The organism is Pseudomonas sp. TE12508 (genome assembly GCF_056279485.1).
The window spans coordinates 223,939-237,840 of the sequence record NZ_JBWCCN010000004.1 but is presented as its reverse complement, the minus strand read 5'-3'; the positions used below and the strand labels follow the sequence as shown (position 1 = coordinate 237,840).

At 59.6% G+C, this 13,902-nt stretch carries 14 protein-coding genes and 1 pseudogene; 10 read left to right on the top strand and 5 right to left on the bottom strand.

The features are described from left to right. Positions 1–57: 57 nt before the first annotated feature. The 3 genes from dgcA to ACZ9IM_RS07315 all read right to left on the bottom strand — a co-directional run bounded on the left by dgcA (position 58) and on the right by ACZ9IM_RS07315 (position 3,720). Positions 58–2,118, bottom strand: a complete 2,061-nt coding sequence (dgcA, locus tag ACZ9IM_RS07325) for a dimethylglycine demethylation protein DgcA (RefSeq protein WP_007907545.1) — start codon at positions 2,116–2,118, stop codon at positions 58–60. Positions 2,119–2,133: 15 nt separating this feature from the next. Continuing rightward, entirely contained in the window at positions 2,134–2,664 is a 531-nt protein-coding gene (locus tag ACZ9IM_RS07320) for a DUF5943 domain-containing protein (RefSeq protein WP_007907543.1), read from the bottom strand. A gap of 78 nt (positions 2,665–2,742) precedes the next feature. Further along, the gene (locus tag ACZ9IM_RS07315) at positions 2,743–3,720 is read right to left on the bottom strand and encodes a dipeptidase (protein ID WP_007907542.1); all 978 of its coding nucleotides are present in this window, start codon (positions 3,718–3,720) and stop codon (positions 2,743–2,745) included. Positions 3,721–3,956: 236 nt separating this feature from the next. Between ACZ9IM_RS07315 and ACZ9IM_RS07310 the strand changes: the two genes are divergently transcribed. The 4 genes and pseudogenes from ACZ9IM_RS07310 to ACZ9IM_RS07295 all read left to right on the top strand — a co-directional run bounded on the left by ACZ9IM_RS07310 (position 3,957) and on the right by ACZ9IM_RS07295 (position 5,581). Beyond that, positions 3,957–4,358, top strand: coding sequence for a lysozyme inhibitor LprI family protein (locus tag ACZ9IM_RS07310; RefSeq protein ID WP_123497263.1), 402 nt, complete (start codon positions 3,957–3,959; stop codon positions 4,356–4,358). Between the two features lie 212 nt (positions 4,359–4,570). Then, a pseudogene (locus ACZ9IM_RS07305) lies at positions 4,571–4,825 on the top strand (type II toxin-antitoxin system RelE family toxin). Next, positions 4,809–5,132 (top strand): helix-turn-helix domain-containing protein, encoded by a 324-nt coding sequence (locus ACZ9IM_RS07300; protein ID WP_123719627.1) that lies wholly within the window; start codon positions 4,809–4,811, stop codon positions 5,130–5,132. Before ACZ9IM_RS07305 ends, ACZ9IM_RS07300 begins: the two are co-directional and overlap by 17 nt. Positions 5,133–5,164: 32 nt before the next feature. Further along, complete coding sequence (locus ACZ9IM_RS07295) at positions 5,165–5,581, top strand: DUF3010 family protein (RefSeq protein WP_476223628.1); 417 nt, start codon at positions 5,165–5,167, stop codon at positions 5,579–5,581. A gap of 128 nt (positions 5,582–5,709) precedes the next feature. Here the strand turns inward: ACZ9IM_RS07295 and ACZ9IM_RS07290 are convergent, their stop codons facing one another. After that, on the bottom strand, positions 5,710–6,669 hold the full coding sequence (locus ACZ9IM_RS07290; RefSeq protein WP_476223627.1) for a GlxA family transcriptional regulator: 960 nt from the start codon (positions 6,667–6,669) through the stop codon (positions 5,710–5,712). Between the two features lie 223 nt (positions 6,670–6,892). On the opposite strand from ACZ9IM_RS07290, the gene choX reads away from it, so the two are divergent. From choX to ACZ9IM_RS07260, 6 genes are all read left to right on the top strand, one after another. Next, complete coding sequence (gene choX, locus ACZ9IM_RS07285; RefSeq protein ID WP_476223626.1) at positions 6,893–7,837, top strand: choline ABC transporter substrate-binding protein; 945 nt, start codon at positions 6,893–6,895, stop codon at positions 7,835–7,837. 99 nt (positions 7,838–7,936) lie between these two features. After that, positions 7,937–8,824: a 3-dehydrocarnitine:acetyl-CoA trimethylamine transferase CdhC gene (gene cdhC / locus ACZ9IM_RS07280; protein ID WP_476223625.1), complete on the top strand. Its 888-nt coding sequence runs from the start codon at positions 7,937–7,939 to the stop codon at positions 8,822–8,824. A gap of 214 nt (positions 8,825–9,038) precedes the next feature. Beyond that, positions 9,039–10,004: an L-carnitine dehydrogenase gene (locus ACZ9IM_RS07275; protein ID WP_033060346.1), complete on the top strand. Its 966-nt coding sequence runs from the start codon at positions 9,039–9,041 to the stop codon at positions 10,002–10,004. Positions 10,005–10,147: 143 nt separating this feature from the next. Continuing rightward, positions 10,148–10,618: a thioesterase family protein gene (locus ACZ9IM_RS07270; RefSeq protein ID WP_123497253.1), complete on the top strand. Its 471-nt coding sequence runs from the start codon at positions 10,148–10,150 to the stop codon at positions 10,616–10,618. Positions 10,619–10,631: 13 nt separating this feature from the next. After that, the gene (locus ACZ9IM_RS07265; protein ID WP_476223624.1) at positions 10,632–11,795 is read left to right on the top strand and encodes a gamma-butyrobetaine dioxygenase; all 1,164 of its coding nucleotides are present in this window, start codon (positions 10,632–10,634) and stop codon (positions 11,793–11,795) included. Between the two features lie 399 nt (positions 11,796–12,194). Then, a complete protein-coding gene (locus ACZ9IM_RS07260; RefSeq protein WP_007907528.1) occupies positions 12,195–12,458 on the top strand; it encodes a hypothetical protein in 264 nt (87 codons plus the stop codon). A 121-nt stretch (positions 12,459–12,579) separates the two neighbouring features. Here the strand turns inward: ACZ9IM_RS07260 and gbdR are convergent, their stop codons facing one another. Beyond that, positions 12,580–13,683 carry a choline metabolism transcriptional regulator GbdR gene (gbdR, locus tag ACZ9IM_RS07255; protein WP_008072536.1) on the bottom strand — a complete coding sequence of 368 codons (1,104 nt, stop codon included), beginning with the start codon at positions 13,681–13,683 and terminating at the stop codon, positions 12,580–12,582. Between the last annotated feature and the right edge of the window lie 219 nt (positions 13,684–13,902).

Sequence of the window (13,902 nt, the reverse complement as noted above, 5' to 3'; positions counted from 1 at the left end):
GCGGAGCGTCACGGGCTGCATTCCCACGCAGAGCGTGGGAACGATCAGCTCACCGGCTTAGAAATCCTTGCACAACCGCAACGCGTCATAGATCGCCGCGTGGGTGTTGCGCTGGGCCACGCAGTCGCCGATACGGAACAGCAAGTAACCGTCGCCCGCCTGGCTCAACGAAGGTTGCGGCTTGATCGCGAACAGGGCTTCGATGTCCATCTGGCCTTTGTTGCGCGAGCCTTCCTTCATGGCGTAGTAGATTTCTTCGTCCGGACGCACGCCGTTTTCGACGACGACCTGGTCCACCACCCGCTCCTCTTTGGCGCCGGTGTATTCGTTTTCCAGCACCGCCACCAGCTTGTCGCCTTCGCGGTAGACCTTCTCCAGCATCATGTCGCCGGTCATGATCACTTCTTTGGGGTACATGCTGCGGTAGTAAGTCGGGAACGACGTACCGCCGATGGCCACGCCCGGTTTGATGTCGTCGGTGACGATCTCGACCTGGCTGCCCTTGTCGGCGAGGAAGTCAGCCGTCGACATCCCGGTGAACTCGCAAATGGTGTCATAGACCAGCACGTTCTTGCCCGGCGCAACCTTGCCGTCGAGGATGTCCCAGCTGCTGACCACCAGGCCTTCAGCCGCGCCCCAATGTTCGTTCTGCTCCAGGAACGGATGGCCGCCGACAGCGAGTACCACCACGTCCGGACGCAGGTCGAGAATGGTCGCCGCATCCGCCGCCACGCCCAGGCGCAGATCGACTTTCAAGCGCGCCAGTTCCAGCTGAAACCAACGAGTGATGCCGGCGATCTGGTCCCGTTGTGGAGCTTTCGACGCGGTAGTGATCTGCCCGCCGATGAATTCTTTCTTCTCGAACAGGGTCACGTCGTGGCCACGTTCGGCCGACACGCGAGCCGCTTCCATCCCGGCAGGACCGGCACCGACCACCACGACTTTGCGCTTCACTCCGGTCGATTTCTCGATGATGTGCGGCACGCCCATGTATTCACGGGAAGTCGCGGCGTTCTGGATGCACAAGACGTCCAGGCCCTGGTACTGACGGTCGATGCAGTAGTTGGCACCGACGCATTGCTTGATCTGGTCGACCTGGCCCATCTTGATCTTGGCGATCAAATGCGGGTCGGCGATGTGGGCGCGGGTCATGCCGACCATGTCGACGTAACCGCCTTCCAGAATACGGGTCGCCTGGTTCGGATCCTTGATGTTCTGCGCGTGCAAAACCGGTGCCTTCACCACTTCTTTGATACCGGCGGCCAAATGCAGGAATGGCTCCGGTGGATAACTCATGTTCGGGATAACGTTGGCCAGGGTGTTGTGGGTGTCGCAACCCGAGCCCACGACGCCGATGAAGTCGATCATGCCGGTGTCGTCGTAGTACTTGGCGATCTGCTTCATGTCTTCGTGAGACAAGCCGTCCGGGTGGAATTCGTCACCGCACAGGCGGATGCCGACGCAGAAGTCCGGACCGACTTCCTTGCGTACAGCCTTGATCACTTCCAGGCCGAAACGCATGCGGTTTTCGAAACTGCCGCCCCATTCATCGGTACGCTTGTTGACCCGCGGGCTCCAGAACTGGTCGATCATGTGCTGGTGCACGGCAGACAGCTCGACGCCGTCCAGGCCACCGGCCTTGGCCCGCGCGGCTGCGCTTGCGTAGTTGCCGATTACCCGCCAGATTTCTTCCGGTTCGATGGTTTTGCAGGTCGCGCGGTGCACCGGTTCACGGATGCCCGACGGCGACAGCAGGGTTGGCCAATGCTCGCCATCCCAGCGCGAGCGTCGGCCCATGTGGGTAATCTGGATCATGATCTTGGCGCCATGCTTGTGCATGGCATCGGCCAGGTTCTGGAAGTGCGGAATGATCCGGTCGTCGGCCAGGTTGACCGACTTCCACCAGCCTTGCGGGCTGTCGATGGCCACGCTGGAGGAACCGCCGCAAATCGCCAGGCCGATCCCGCCCTTGGCTTTCTCTTCGTAATATTTGACGTACCGGTCGGTGGTCATGCCGCCGTCGGTGGCGTAGACCTCGGCGTGCGCGGTGCTGAGCACGCGGTTGCGGATGGTCAGTTTGCCGATTTGAATCGGTTGAAACATTGCTTCGAAAGCCATGGCGGGTTCCTCGACTTACAACGGCTTGACGGTGAACAAACCGTCGTCGTGGCCTTCTTCGGAGCCACCGTAAACCTGTTCTGCAACGGTGCGGATCGAGCTGCCACGGGCCTGAAGAATCTGGTCCATGGCGCCGGCGAACCAGCCAGTGAACATGTAGTCGACCTTACGCCCGACCTTGCCGTAAACGTAGACAAATGCGGAATGTTCGAGCTTGACGCTGGCGGTGCCTTTGTCGAGGTCGATGTCCTGAATCTTGAACAGGCCCCAGCCGCGTTGCGACAGACGCTTCATGTAATGCTCAAACACTGCAACGCCTTCCAGGCCGTGGCATTCAGCTTCTTTTTCACACCAGTGCCAGGCGGACTTGTAGCCGGCCTTGTAGAGGATTTCAGCGTAAGCGTCGGCGCCCAGCACTTCCTCGATGCCCATGTGGTTATTGACGAAGAAATGGCGCGGCACATACAGCATCGGCAGGGCGTCAGAGGTCCAGACACCGGTTTCGCTGTCGACTTCGATTGGCAATTGCGGGGCGATCTTGGCCATGGAAACTTAACTCCAGAAAATTCGTTGTGTTGCCCCCGGCACGGACGGCCGGGGGAAAGGATTCAGAAATGCGGTGGCTTATTCGCCCCAGACGTCCTTGAGGACATTCACCCAGTTCTCGCCCATGATCTTGCGCACCACACGCTCGGAATGGCCGCGTTTGAGCAGGGTCTCGGTCAGGTTCGGGAACTCGCCCACGGTGCGGATGCCCAGCGGGTTGATGATCTTGCCGAAGCTGGTCAGACGGCGGGCGTAGCCCTTGTCATGGGTCAGGTATTCGAAGAAGTCCTGGCCATGGCCCTGGGTGAAGTCGGTGCCGATGCCGATGGCGTCTTCGCCGACGATGTTCATGGTGTATTCGATGGCTTCGGCGTAATCGTCGATGGTCGAATCGATGCCCTTGGCCAGGAACGGCGCGAACATGGTCACACCGACGAAACCGCCGTGGTCGGCAATGAACTTCAGTTCTTCATCGGATTTGTTGCGCGGGTGTACTTTCAGACCCGACGGCAGGCAATGGGAGTAGCAGACCGGCTTCTTGGATTCGAGGATGACTTCTTCGGACGTTTTCGAACCGACGTGGGACAGGTCGCACATGACGCCGACACGGTTCATTTCAGCGACGATTTCACGACCGAAACCCGACAGGCCGCCGTCGCGCTCGTAGCAACCGGTACCGACCAGGTTTTGGGTGTTGTAGCACATCTGCACAATACCGACGCCGAGCTGCTTGAAGACCTCGACATAGCCGATCTGGTCTTCAAACGCGTGAGCATTCTGGAAGCCAAAGAGGATACCGGTCTTGCCCTGTTCCTTGGCCTTGCGGATATCGGCAGTGGTGCGCACCGGAATCACCAGGTCGCTGTTCTCGCGGATCAGCTTCTGGCTGGCGGCGATGTTGTTGACAGTGGCCTGGAAGCCCTCCCACACCGACACGGTGCAGTTGGCCGCGGTCAGACCGCCCTTGCGCATGTCTTCAAACAGCTCGCGGTTCCACTTGGCAATAATCAGCCCGTCGATAACGATGCTGTCGGCGTGCAATTCGGCTGGGCTCATCAGGCTGTCCCCTATTAGCGATTCATGCGCCGAATCGTGTGCCGGCGCTTTGGGGCCAGCATATGCCTCGGTGCAGGGGTAGCCGGGTGCAAAAACGACAGGGGGTTTGCCGAAAGCGTCAATCCGCGACAAAGGGTCATCAACAGGCGTCATTGCCTACCTATCCAACGCCGCCCGCTTGGGCCAGAATTCGCCGCATCACTGGGTGTAATCACTGAATTAAGGGCGGCGACGCAATGAAATCGATCTTCCTGGCTTTGGCACTGATAGCGACTGGCGTACACGCAGCTGAAGAGGCCGACGACAACCCTTGCGACGCTGTCGAAAACGAAATCCAGACCCTGGAATGCTCGGCCTACAGCAGAACCACCGCCGAACAGCTGCTGAGCGACAACTATCAGAGCCTGACCGAGCGCATGCAAACGCTTTACGGCAACAACAAGGCGCAACTGACCGACATCACCGCCAAAATCAAGACCGCGCAACAGCAATGGCTGAAAACCCGGGATGCCGATTGCGCAGTGGACGCATTTCCGGCGACCAGCGGCAGCAAAGCGTTCACCATTGCGCAGAATGATTGCATAGCGCGCATGAGTGACGAGCGGTCGGAGTTTTTGGAGTCGATTGGGCAGGAGTGATCCTGAATCGTCCGTCGAAAGCTGGTAGCCCTACCAGCTTTTACCTTCAATCAAGACCTTTCCCACAGGTTTCACCGAGCAAACCTACAACTCCCGCTGGGTAAGGGTTAAAGCAGCTATTTTCGAGCAACATCCCGACAAATTTCGTTTGTTGGCCACCTGAAAAATATAAGTAAAGATTCGCAAAATCTTATAAAAGACTTATATTCTCCATGAACAGCATTCACTGGACTCGAAAGGCCGTTAAGCAGCTCTTGAAATTGCATTCCGTTCATCAGATCCAGGTTCGTGATGCCATCACGGCGCTAGCTGGCATGCCTGATGTAGGCAACGTCAAAGCACTGGTCGGTCATGACTACGCCTATCGACTGCGAGTCGGTAGTTATCGGGTTATGTTCGACTAGGATGGCGCGATCAAAGTGGTCAGTATTCAAGAGGTCAAAAAACGCGATGAACGCACCTACTGAGATTCAAATCATCAACGACGCGGAGGGAAAACCGGCGTTCGTGGTCATTCCCTACGCGCAGTATGTGGCGCAGAAGATCGAGCCCGATCTGATCCCCCACGAAGTGGTCAGTCGCATCGTCGATGGCGCGACGCCCATTCGCGCTTGGCGCGAACACCTGAACCTTACGCAGGATGAAGTTGCCAAACGCATGGGCATTTCCCAACCGGCTTTCGCCCAGCAAGAGACGGTCGCCAAGCCCCGCAAGGCAACCCGTGAAAAAATTGCCGCAGCTTTTGGCATCACCGCCAACCAACTAGAGTTGTAAGCTGAACGCCAGCATCAGGAAAAGGGATTGAAATGAAAATCTGCGGCATCGAAATCAAAGGCAGCGAAGCGATCATCGCCGTGGCCTCCCTCGACGGTCAGGCGCTCAGTCACGTCGCCCTCGCCACCAGGAAAATCGCCCTCGACGAGGACGACGAAGCCGCCAACGTCAAAGTCTTCGCCGCTCAGGTGGCGTCGTTCGTTCGTGAGAACTCTATCGACCGGATCGCGATCAAGAAGCGCAGCAAGAAAGGCGAGTTCGCCGGTGGGCCGACTACGTTCAAAATCGAGGGGATTTTCCAGCTGCTGGAAAATTGCGAGGTGACGCTACTGTCGCCGCAGACCATCAATGCGCAGAACAAGAAGTTCGATTTTGCACTGCCGGAGACGCTGAACAAGTATCAGCATGAGGCGTTTAAAGCGGCCTGCTCAGCGTTGATGAAAAAGTAAGACAGATCAAAACTGTGGGAGCGAGCTTGCTCGCGATAGCGGATCAGTCGACATCAACTTGAATGACAGACCGCCATCGCGAGCAGGCTCGCTCCCACAGGGTTCTCTGGTGTTGTCAAAACTTAAGTTCAGACCAGCTCCCGCCCATCTCCGAGCCGTCGCCGGTCTTCACGCGGGCACCGCTCAAACCTCGCCCGATAACTGCGGGTGAAATACGACGGCGATTCAAACCCGCACGCGATGCTCACTTCCAACACACTCATGTTCGTCTGACGCAGCAACTGCCGCGCCTTCTCCAGCCTTAACCGCAGGTAGAAATTGCTCGGCGTGTCGTTCAGATGCAGGCGAAACAACCGCTCTAACTGACGCCGGGTCACTTTGATCGATTCCGCCAATTGCAGCGTGCTCAACGGCGGCTCGCTGTGCTGCTCCATCTCCCCAATCACCTGCACCAGTTTCTTGTTGCTGATGCCATAACGCGTGGCGACTTCCATGCGCTGGTGGTCTTTGCGCGGGCGAATGCGCCCGAGTACGAATTGTTCGCTGACCTGGATCGCCAGTTCCGGGCCGTGGGCCTGGCCGATGAGGTCGAGCATCAGGTCGATGGAAGCCGTGCCGCCGGCAGAGGTGATGCGCCGACGGTCGATCTCGAACAGCTCCTGGGTGACGCTCAGCTGTGGATAAGACTCCTTGAAGGCGTCGATGGCTTCCCAGTGCAAGGTCAGGCGATGGCCGTCGAGTAGGCCGGCTTCAGCGAGGATGAAGCTGCCGGTGTCGATGGCGCCGAGGGTCACGCCTTCGTTGTCCAAGCGGCGCAACCAGTGCTCCAGCGCCGGGGTGGTGAACTTCAGCGGTTCGAAACCGGCGACCACCAGCAAGGTAGCGCCTTTCTTCAGGGGTTCCAGCGCCGCATCGGCGTTGACCGACATGCCGTTACTGGCCAAAACCGCCCCGCCATCAGCGCTCAACACATGCCAGCGGTACAGCTCGCCGCGAAAGCGATTGGCGACCCGCAGCGGCTCGATTGCCGAGATAAAACCGATCGCCGAGAAACCCGGCATCAACAAGAAGTAGAAATCCTGGGACATGGAGCGCACTCGCTTAGCAGGTAAAAAGAGGCCAGGTAACGAGAGGGCGGTTAGCGTGTGGACGTTGATACGCCACTTGCAACGAGCATTCAAGGGCGCAGGTCGCTGCAGTGCAAGAGCTGGTCGCCGCAGTGCGTTTTTACAGGGGCTTTGCTGCGTAACTTGAGATCACCGGCGCATCAGACACCGGAACCCACAATAACGACCTGCCGAGGAACCCGACATGAAACGACTGATCAGCAGCTGTGTTCTTGCACTCAGCGGTACCGCTTTCTTGAGCGCCAGCGTCATGGCGGCCGAACCCGCGTCGTGCCAGAACGTGCGCATGGGCGTAGTGAACTGGACCGACGTGATCGCCACCAGCGCCATGACCCAGGTGTTGCTCGATGGCCTCGGCTACAACACCAAACAAACCAGCGCTTCCCAGCAAATCATCTTCGCCGGCATTCGCGACCAGCGCCTGGACTTGTTCCTCGGTTACTGGAACCCGCTGATGACCCAGACCATCACCCCGTTCGTCGATGCCAAGCAGGTCAAAGTGCTTGAAGCGCCAAGCCTCAAGGATGCTCGCGCCACCCTCGCCGTTCCTACTTACCTCGCCGACAAAGGCCTGAAAACCTTCGCTGACATCGCCAAATTCGAAAAAGAACTGGGCGGCAAGATTTACGGCATCGAGCCTGGCTCGGGCGCCAACACTCAGATCAAGGCGATGATCACCAAGAATCAATTTGGCCTGGGCAAGTTCCAGCTGGTCGAGTCCAGCGAGGCCGGCATGCTTGCGGCGGTGGATCGCGCCGTGCGGCGCAAGGAAGCTGTGGTGCTCTTCGGCTGGGCGCCGCACCCGATGAACGTCAACGTGCAAATGACTTATCTCACCGGCAGCGAAGACGCCCTCGGCCCGAACGAAGGCATGGCCACCGTGTGGACGGTCACCGCGCCGAAATACGCCGAGCAATGCCCGAACATTGGTCGTTTGCTGAGCAACCTGACCTACACCGCCGAAGACGAGAGCCGGATGATGCAGCCGTTGCTCGATCACAAAGACGCTTTCGAATCGGCGAAGCAATGGCTCAAGGATCACCCGCAAGACAAGCAACGCTGGCTCGAAGGCGTGACCACCTTCGACGGCAAACCGGCGGCTGAAAACCTGAAACTGACCAGTAAATAAACCTGAAATGAACCACCGATTCGCAGCCCGACCGGGCTGCGAACGGAATCGTCACGCCCTGAGCCACACCCAAAAATCACGCCTGTAAGGAACCGCCTCATGAACCACGACGTCATCATCACCTGCGCACTCACCGGTGCTGGCGACACGACCGCCAGAAGCCCACACGTGCCGGTCACCCCGAAACAGATCGCCGCGGCCGCCGTGGAAGCCGCCAAGGCCGGCGCTACCGTGGTTCACTGCCACGTTCGCGACCCGCAAACCGGCAAGTTCAGCCGTGACGTGGCGCTGTACCGCGAAGTGATGGAGCGTATCCGCGAGGCCGACGTCGACATCATCGTCAACCTCACCGCCGGCATGGGCGGCGACCTGGAAATCGGCGCGGGCGAGAACCCGATGGAGTTCGGCCCGAACACTGACCTGGTCGGCCCGCTGACCCGTCTCGCCCACGTCGAAGAACTGCTGCCGGAAATCTGCACCCTGGATTGCGGCACCCTGAACTTCGGTGACGGCGACACCATTTACGTCTCCACCCCGGCACAGTTGCGTGCTGGCGCCAAACGCATTCAAGAGCTGGGTGTGAAGGCCGAGCTGGAAATCTTCGACACGGGCCACCTGTGGTTCGCCAAGCAGATGATCAAGGAAGGCCTGCTGGATAACCCGTTGTTCCAGCTGTGCCTGGGCATCCCGTGGGGCGCGCCGGCCGACACCACCACCATGAAAGCCATGGTCGACAACCTGCCGGCCGATGCGGTCTGGGCCGGGTTCGGCATCGGTCGCATGCAAATGCCGATGGCGGCGCAAGCGGTGTTGCTGGGTGGAAACGTGCGGGTCGGTCTGGAAGACAACCTGTGGCTGGACAAGGGCGTATTGGCGACCAACGGCCAACTGGTCGAACGCGCCAGCGAAATCCTCAGCCGCCTCGGCGCCCGCGTTCTGACGCCGACTGAAGGCCGGGCAAAAATGGGCCTGACCAAGCGCGGTTAACCCCCACCTACACCTAACCCTGTGGGAGCGGGCTTGTGTGGCGAGGGGGCTTGCCCCCGTTGGGTCGCGAAGCGGCCCCAGAACCTGCAGCCGCGGTGTGTCAGCCATACCGCATGCAATGTTTTACGACTGCTACGCAGCCGAACGGGGGCAAGCCCCCTCGCCACACAAGCCCGCTCCCACATTAGGTCACCGAACTATTTAGGACGTCGCCATGAGCTTTATCACTGAAATCAAAACCTTCGCCGCTCTGGGCAGCGGTGTCATCGGCAGCGGCTGGGTGTCCCGCGCCCTCGCCCACGGCCTCGACGTAGTGGCCTGGGATCCGGCGCCCGGTGCCGAAGCGGCCCTGCGCAAGCGCGTCGCCAATGCCTGGGGCGCGCTGGAGAAGCAAGGCCTGGCACCCGGCGCGTCGCAAGATCGTCTGCGCTTTGTCGCCACTATCGAAGAATGCGTTCGCGACGCAGATTTCATTCAGGAAAGTGCTCCCGAACGACTGGACCTGAAACTGGAACTGCATAGCAAAATCAGCGCAGCGGCCAAGCCCAATGCACTGATCGGCTCCAGCACTTCGGGACTGCTGCCGAGCGAGTTCTACGAGAGCTCGACCCACCCGGAACGCTGCGTGGTCGGGCATCCGTTCAACCCGGTTTACCTGCTGCCGTTGGTGGAAGTGGTCGGTGGCAAAAATACCGCGCCGCAAGCGGTTCAAGCGGCAATGAAAGTCTATGAATCCTTGGGGATGCGCCCGCTGCATGTGCGCAAGGAAGTGCCAGGTTTTATCGCTGACCGGTTGCTCGAAGCGCTGTGGCGTGAGGCGCTGCATCTGGTTAACGACGGCGTGGCGACCACCGGTGAAATCGACGATGCCATCCGTTTTGGCGCGGGCCTGCGCTGGTCGTTCATGGGTACTTTCCTGACTTACACCCTGGCGGGCGGCGACGCAGGCATGCGGCACTTCATGGCGCAATTCGGGCCGGCGTTGCAGTTGCCCTGGACCTATCTGCCGGCACCGGAGCTGACCGACAAATTGATTGATGATGTGGTGGATGGCACCAGCGATCAGTTGGGCACGCACAGCATTTCCGCGCTGGAGCGCTATCGTGATGATTGCTTGCTGGCAGTGCTGGAGGCGGTGAAAACCACCAAAGAGAAGCATGGAATGGCATTTAGCGAGTAACCCCTTGTACTGATCGTTCCCACGCTCTGCGTGGGAATGAATCCTGTGACGCTCTGCGTCACGTCGTCTGGGACGCAGAGCGTCCCGGGCGGCGTTCCCACGCAGAGCGTGGGAACGATCATCCACCTGCCGGAACCCCGATCATGCCCACGCTCACCACCTACCAAACCAAAATCATCCCCGATTGGGTCGACTACAACGGCCACCTGCGCGATGCCTTCTATCTGCTGATTTTCAGCTACGCCACCGACGCGCTGATGGATCGACTGGGCATGGACAGCAACAACCGCGAAGCCAGCGGCAATTCGCTGTTCACCCTCGAGCTGCACCTCAACTACCTGCACGAAGTGAAGCTCGATGCCGATGTCGAAGTGCACACCCAGATCATCGGCCATGACCGCAAGCGCCTGCACCTCTACCACAGCCTGCATCTGGTGGGCGGTGACAAGGAGCTGGCGGGCAATGAACAAATGCTGCTGCACGTCGACCTGGCCGGGCCGCGATCCGCACCGTTCAGCGAAGAAACCTTGAGCAAGCTGCAAGCCATTGTCGCCGAGCAAGCCGACCTGCCCGCACCCGCCTTCATCGGCCGAGTGATCGCTTTACCAAAATAACAAGGAGCTCGTCATGAACACCGCCGCCGCTTTTGCCGATTTCCGCACCTATCCGTTGATCAGCGCGTTGACCGCCGTGGACACCCTGGCGGACCGAATTCAAGTGCAGTGGGCGGACGGTCGGGTCAGCCCTTTTCATCATCAATGGCTACGGGATAACTGCCCGTGCCCGCAGTGCGTCTACACGGTGACTCGCGAGCAAGTGCTGGAAATCGTCGATGTCGCGGAAAATCTGATCCCCGACAGCGCTCGAATCGATACCGATGGTTGCCTGTGTGTCGATTGGCAGGACGGCCATCTCAGCCGCTTCGACCCGGGCTGGCTGCGAGCCCACGCCTATGACGACGAAACCCGCGCCGAACGCCGAGCCACCAAACCGAAAAGCAAGCTATGGGACAGCCAGCTGAAGTTGCCGGTGTTCGACTATCAGGCGTTGATGGACGACAACGATGCCTTGCTGCAATGGCTGCTGGCCGTGCGCGACATCGGCCTGACCCAGGTTCGTGGCGTACCGACTGAGTCGGGCTCGCTGAAGCTGATCGCCCAGCGGATTTCGTTCATCCGCGAGAGCAATTTCGGTGTGCTGTTCAACGTGCAATCCAAGGCCGACGCCGACAGCAATGCCTACACCGCCTTCAACTTGCCGCTGCACAGCGATCTGCCCACTCGGGAGCTGCAACCGGGGCTGCAATTTCTGCACTGCCTGGTCAATGACGCCGACGGTGGCGAGAGCATTTTCGTCGACGGTTTTGCCATCGCCCAAGCCTTGCGCCAGGAAGATCCCGAGGCGTTTCAAGCCTTGTGTGAAATTCCCGTGGAGTTCCGCAACAAGGACCGCCACAGCGACTACCGCTGCCTGGCGCCGATCATCGCCCTGGATGCGTTCGGGCAGGTGTCGGAAATCCGTATGGCAAACTTTCTGCGCGGGCCGTTCGATGCTTCAGTCGAGCAGATGCCCAAGCTGTATCGCGCTTACCGGCGCTTCATTGCGATGACCCGCGAGGCGCGCTTCCGGGTAATGACGCGGCTCAAACCCGGTGAGCTGTGGTGCTTCGACAACCGCCGCACCCTGCACGCCCGCAACGCTTTCGACCCCGCTACCGGCGCCCGGCATTTCCAGGGTTGCTATGTTGATCGGGATGAATTGCTGTCGCGGATTTTGGTGTTGCAACGCTAGACCGCGTCATCGTTCATCGCGAGCAGGTTCGCTCCCACATTGGATTTGTGTCGTACACAAATAATGAGGCCGCTGCAGGTCACCTGTGGGAGCGAGCCTGCTCGCGATGGCGCCCGCCCAGACACCAAGTTTCCAGCTGATTCACAGGCAAAAAAAACCCCGATCAAGCCGTGACAGGATCGGAGCTGAGGAGGGTACTGTTGAGGAGCTGTTGCGCGAGGGTGACCAAACCTTCGTGAAGCCAGCTGAATCCAGTGTGCCCATTCCCATGCATGGCAAGTTAGCCGAAAACGACCTGTTCATAGGTATTGCGGCCATTGCGACAAATCGTCCTTGCCGCCATCCCCAGCCCCTACCAGAATCGAGCCACGACACCGTTCCCTGAAGAAGGATTGCGTCATGATGCACGCCGATTTGATTGACCAGGAAGACCTGTTGGGCCAGCTAAAATCGTTGGGTTTTCAAGTACCCAGCGGCTCCACAGCCGAGCAGGCTTGCGAGTGTGCGGTGCGAGGCTTGAACGATGAGCGGGCGATGACGCTGCGCACTATGGTGAAGCAGATGTACACCAGCAGCGCGACCATCCTGCCGGCCGTGCGCCAGGCGATCGACAAGCAATTGCTGCCGGCGTTGGCGGCGTATCAGCAGAGCCGTAGCGCCTGATAGTGATCGTTCCCACGCTCTGCGTGGGAATGGCAGCCCGGGACGCTCCGCGTCCCTGCCGAAGCGGACGCAGAGCGTCCATTGAGGCATTCCCACGCAGAGCGTGGGAACGATCAGAGCATCAAAGCCTTACGCTCGCGAAGGTCGATTCATTGCGCGCCTGACTCAACGCCGACAGCGGCCCGGACAATGGCGACAGCACCAGTGCTTGCGGCAGCGGCATCATCGCCACTTGTTGCGTGGTGTTGGAACCCACGCGCTCGTCGCGCGGCGGAATGCCGAAGTATTCGCGGTAGCACTTGGAGAAGTGCGGCGTAGACACGAAACCACATACCGACGCCACTTCGATGATCGACATCGGCGTTTGCTTGAGCAGTTGCCGAGCGCGGATCAGGCGCAGTTTCAGGTAGTAACGCGACGGCGAGCAGTGCAGGTATTTCTGGAACAACCGCTCCAGCTGACGACGCGAAACAGCGACGTACACCGCCAGTTCGTCGAGGTCGATCGGCTCTTCGAGGTTGGCTTCCATCAACGCCACGATTTCCTGAAGCTTCGGCTGGTTGGTGCCGAGCATGTGCTTGAGCGGCACGCGCTGGTGATCCTGCTCGTTGCGGATGCGCTCGTAGACAAACATTTCCGAGATCGCGGCCGACAGTTCACGACCGTGATCGCGGCTGATCAGGTGCAGCATCATGTCCAGCGGCGCGGTGCCACCGGAGCTGGTGAAACGGTTGCGATCGAGGGTGAACAGCCGGGTGCTCATGGCCACCCGCGGAAAAGCTTCCTGCATCGACGCCAGGCATTCCCAGTGCACGCTGCAATCGAAACCGTCCAGCAGGCCCGCGCAAGCCAGGGCCCAGCTGCCGGTGCAGACCGCGCCGAGACGACGGTGCTGACGCGCCTGGCTTTGCAGCCACGACACGTGTTCACGGGTAACAGTACGCTGAATACCGATACCGCCGCAGACAATGACAGTGTCCAGGGGAGGCGCTTTGTGCATGGAGGCGTCGGGAGTGATTTGCAGTCCGTCACTGGCCCAGACTTGACCGCCATCGACGGTGAGTGTGGTCCAGCGATACAGCTCGCGGCCGGACAATTGGTTGGCCATGCGCAGAGGTTCTACTGCAGAGGCCAGAGAAATAAGCGTGAAATTGTCCAGCAGCAAAAAGCCGATGGATTGAGGCGCACGGTTCTGGGGTTGGGCCCCGGAGTTGAACGTCGTCATCGCGGTATCTCCTCACACAAAGCGGGTGATGGCCTCAGGCGGAGGCTCTTTTTATTGCCATCGTTCTCGCGTGGGAGACGGGCTTTGTAATGACAGAGCAATTGCCATGCCTAAATTTGAATGCGTGTTCAATAACTCCTGAAAACGACGTCGCGATGCGTCTAGATATGGCGCGCAGAGATAAGAGGTCATAAGTGCCATTAGAGGCCGCAAACCCGC

Excerpts from the sequence above, each read along its gene's own strand:
- dgcA (WP_007907545.1), bottom strand. The coding sequence starts at position 2,118 with ATGGCTTTCGAAGCAATGTTTCAACCGATTCAAATCGGCAAACTGACC.
- ACZ9IM_RS07270 (WP_123497253.1), top strand. The coding sequence starts at position 10,148 with ATGCCCACGCTCACCACCTACCAAACCAAAATCATCCCCGATTGGGTC.
- ACZ9IM_RS07310 (WP_123497263.1), top strand. The coding sequence starts at position 3,957 with ATGAAATCGATCTTCCTGGCTTTGGCACTGATAGCGACTGGCGTACAC.
- ACZ9IM_RS07275 (WP_033060346.1), top strand. The coding sequence starts at position 9,039 with ATGAGCTTTATCACTGAAATCAAAACCTTCGCCGCTCTGGGCAGCGGT.
- cdhC (WP_476223625.1), top strand. The coding sequence starts at position 7,937 with ATGAACCACGACGTCATCATCACCTGCGCACTCACCGGTGCTGGCGAC.
- ACZ9IM_RS07320 (WP_007907543.1), bottom strand. The coding sequence starts at position 2,664 with ATGGCCAAGATCGCCCCGCAATTGCCAATCGAAGTCGACAGCGAAACC.
- ACZ9IM_RS07295 (WP_476223628.1), top strand. The coding sequence starts at position 5,165 with ATGAAAATCTGCGGCATCGAAATCAAAGGCAGCGAAGCGATCATCGCC.
- ACZ9IM_RS07260 (WP_007907528.1), top strand. The coding sequence starts at position 12,195 with ATGATGCACGCCGATTTGATTGACCAGGAAGACCTGTTGGGCCAGCTA.
- ACZ9IM_RS07290 (WP_476223627.1), bottom strand. The coding sequence starts at position 6,669 with ATGTCCCAGGATTTCTACTTCTTGTTGATGCCGGGTTTCTCGGCGATC.
- ACZ9IM_RS07315 (WP_007907542.1), bottom strand. The coding sequence starts at position 3,720 with ATGAGCCCAGCCGAATTGCACGCCGACAGCATCGTTATCGACGGGCTG.
- gbdR (WP_008072536.1), bottom strand. The coding sequence starts at position 13,683 with ATGACGACGTTCAACTCCGGGGCCCAACCCCAGAACCGTGCGCCTCAA.
- choX (WP_476223626.1), top strand. The coding sequence starts at position 6,893 with ATGAAACGACTGATCAGCAGCTGTGTTCTTGCACTCAGCGGTACCGCT.
- ACZ9IM_RS07265 (WP_476223624.1), top strand. The coding sequence starts at position 10,632 with ATGAACACCGCCGCCGCTTTTGCCGATTTCCGCACCTATCCGTTGATC.
- ACZ9IM_RS07300 (WP_123719627.1), top strand. The coding sequence starts at position 4,809 with ATGAACGCACCTACTGAGATTCAAATCATCAACGACGCGGAGGGAAAA.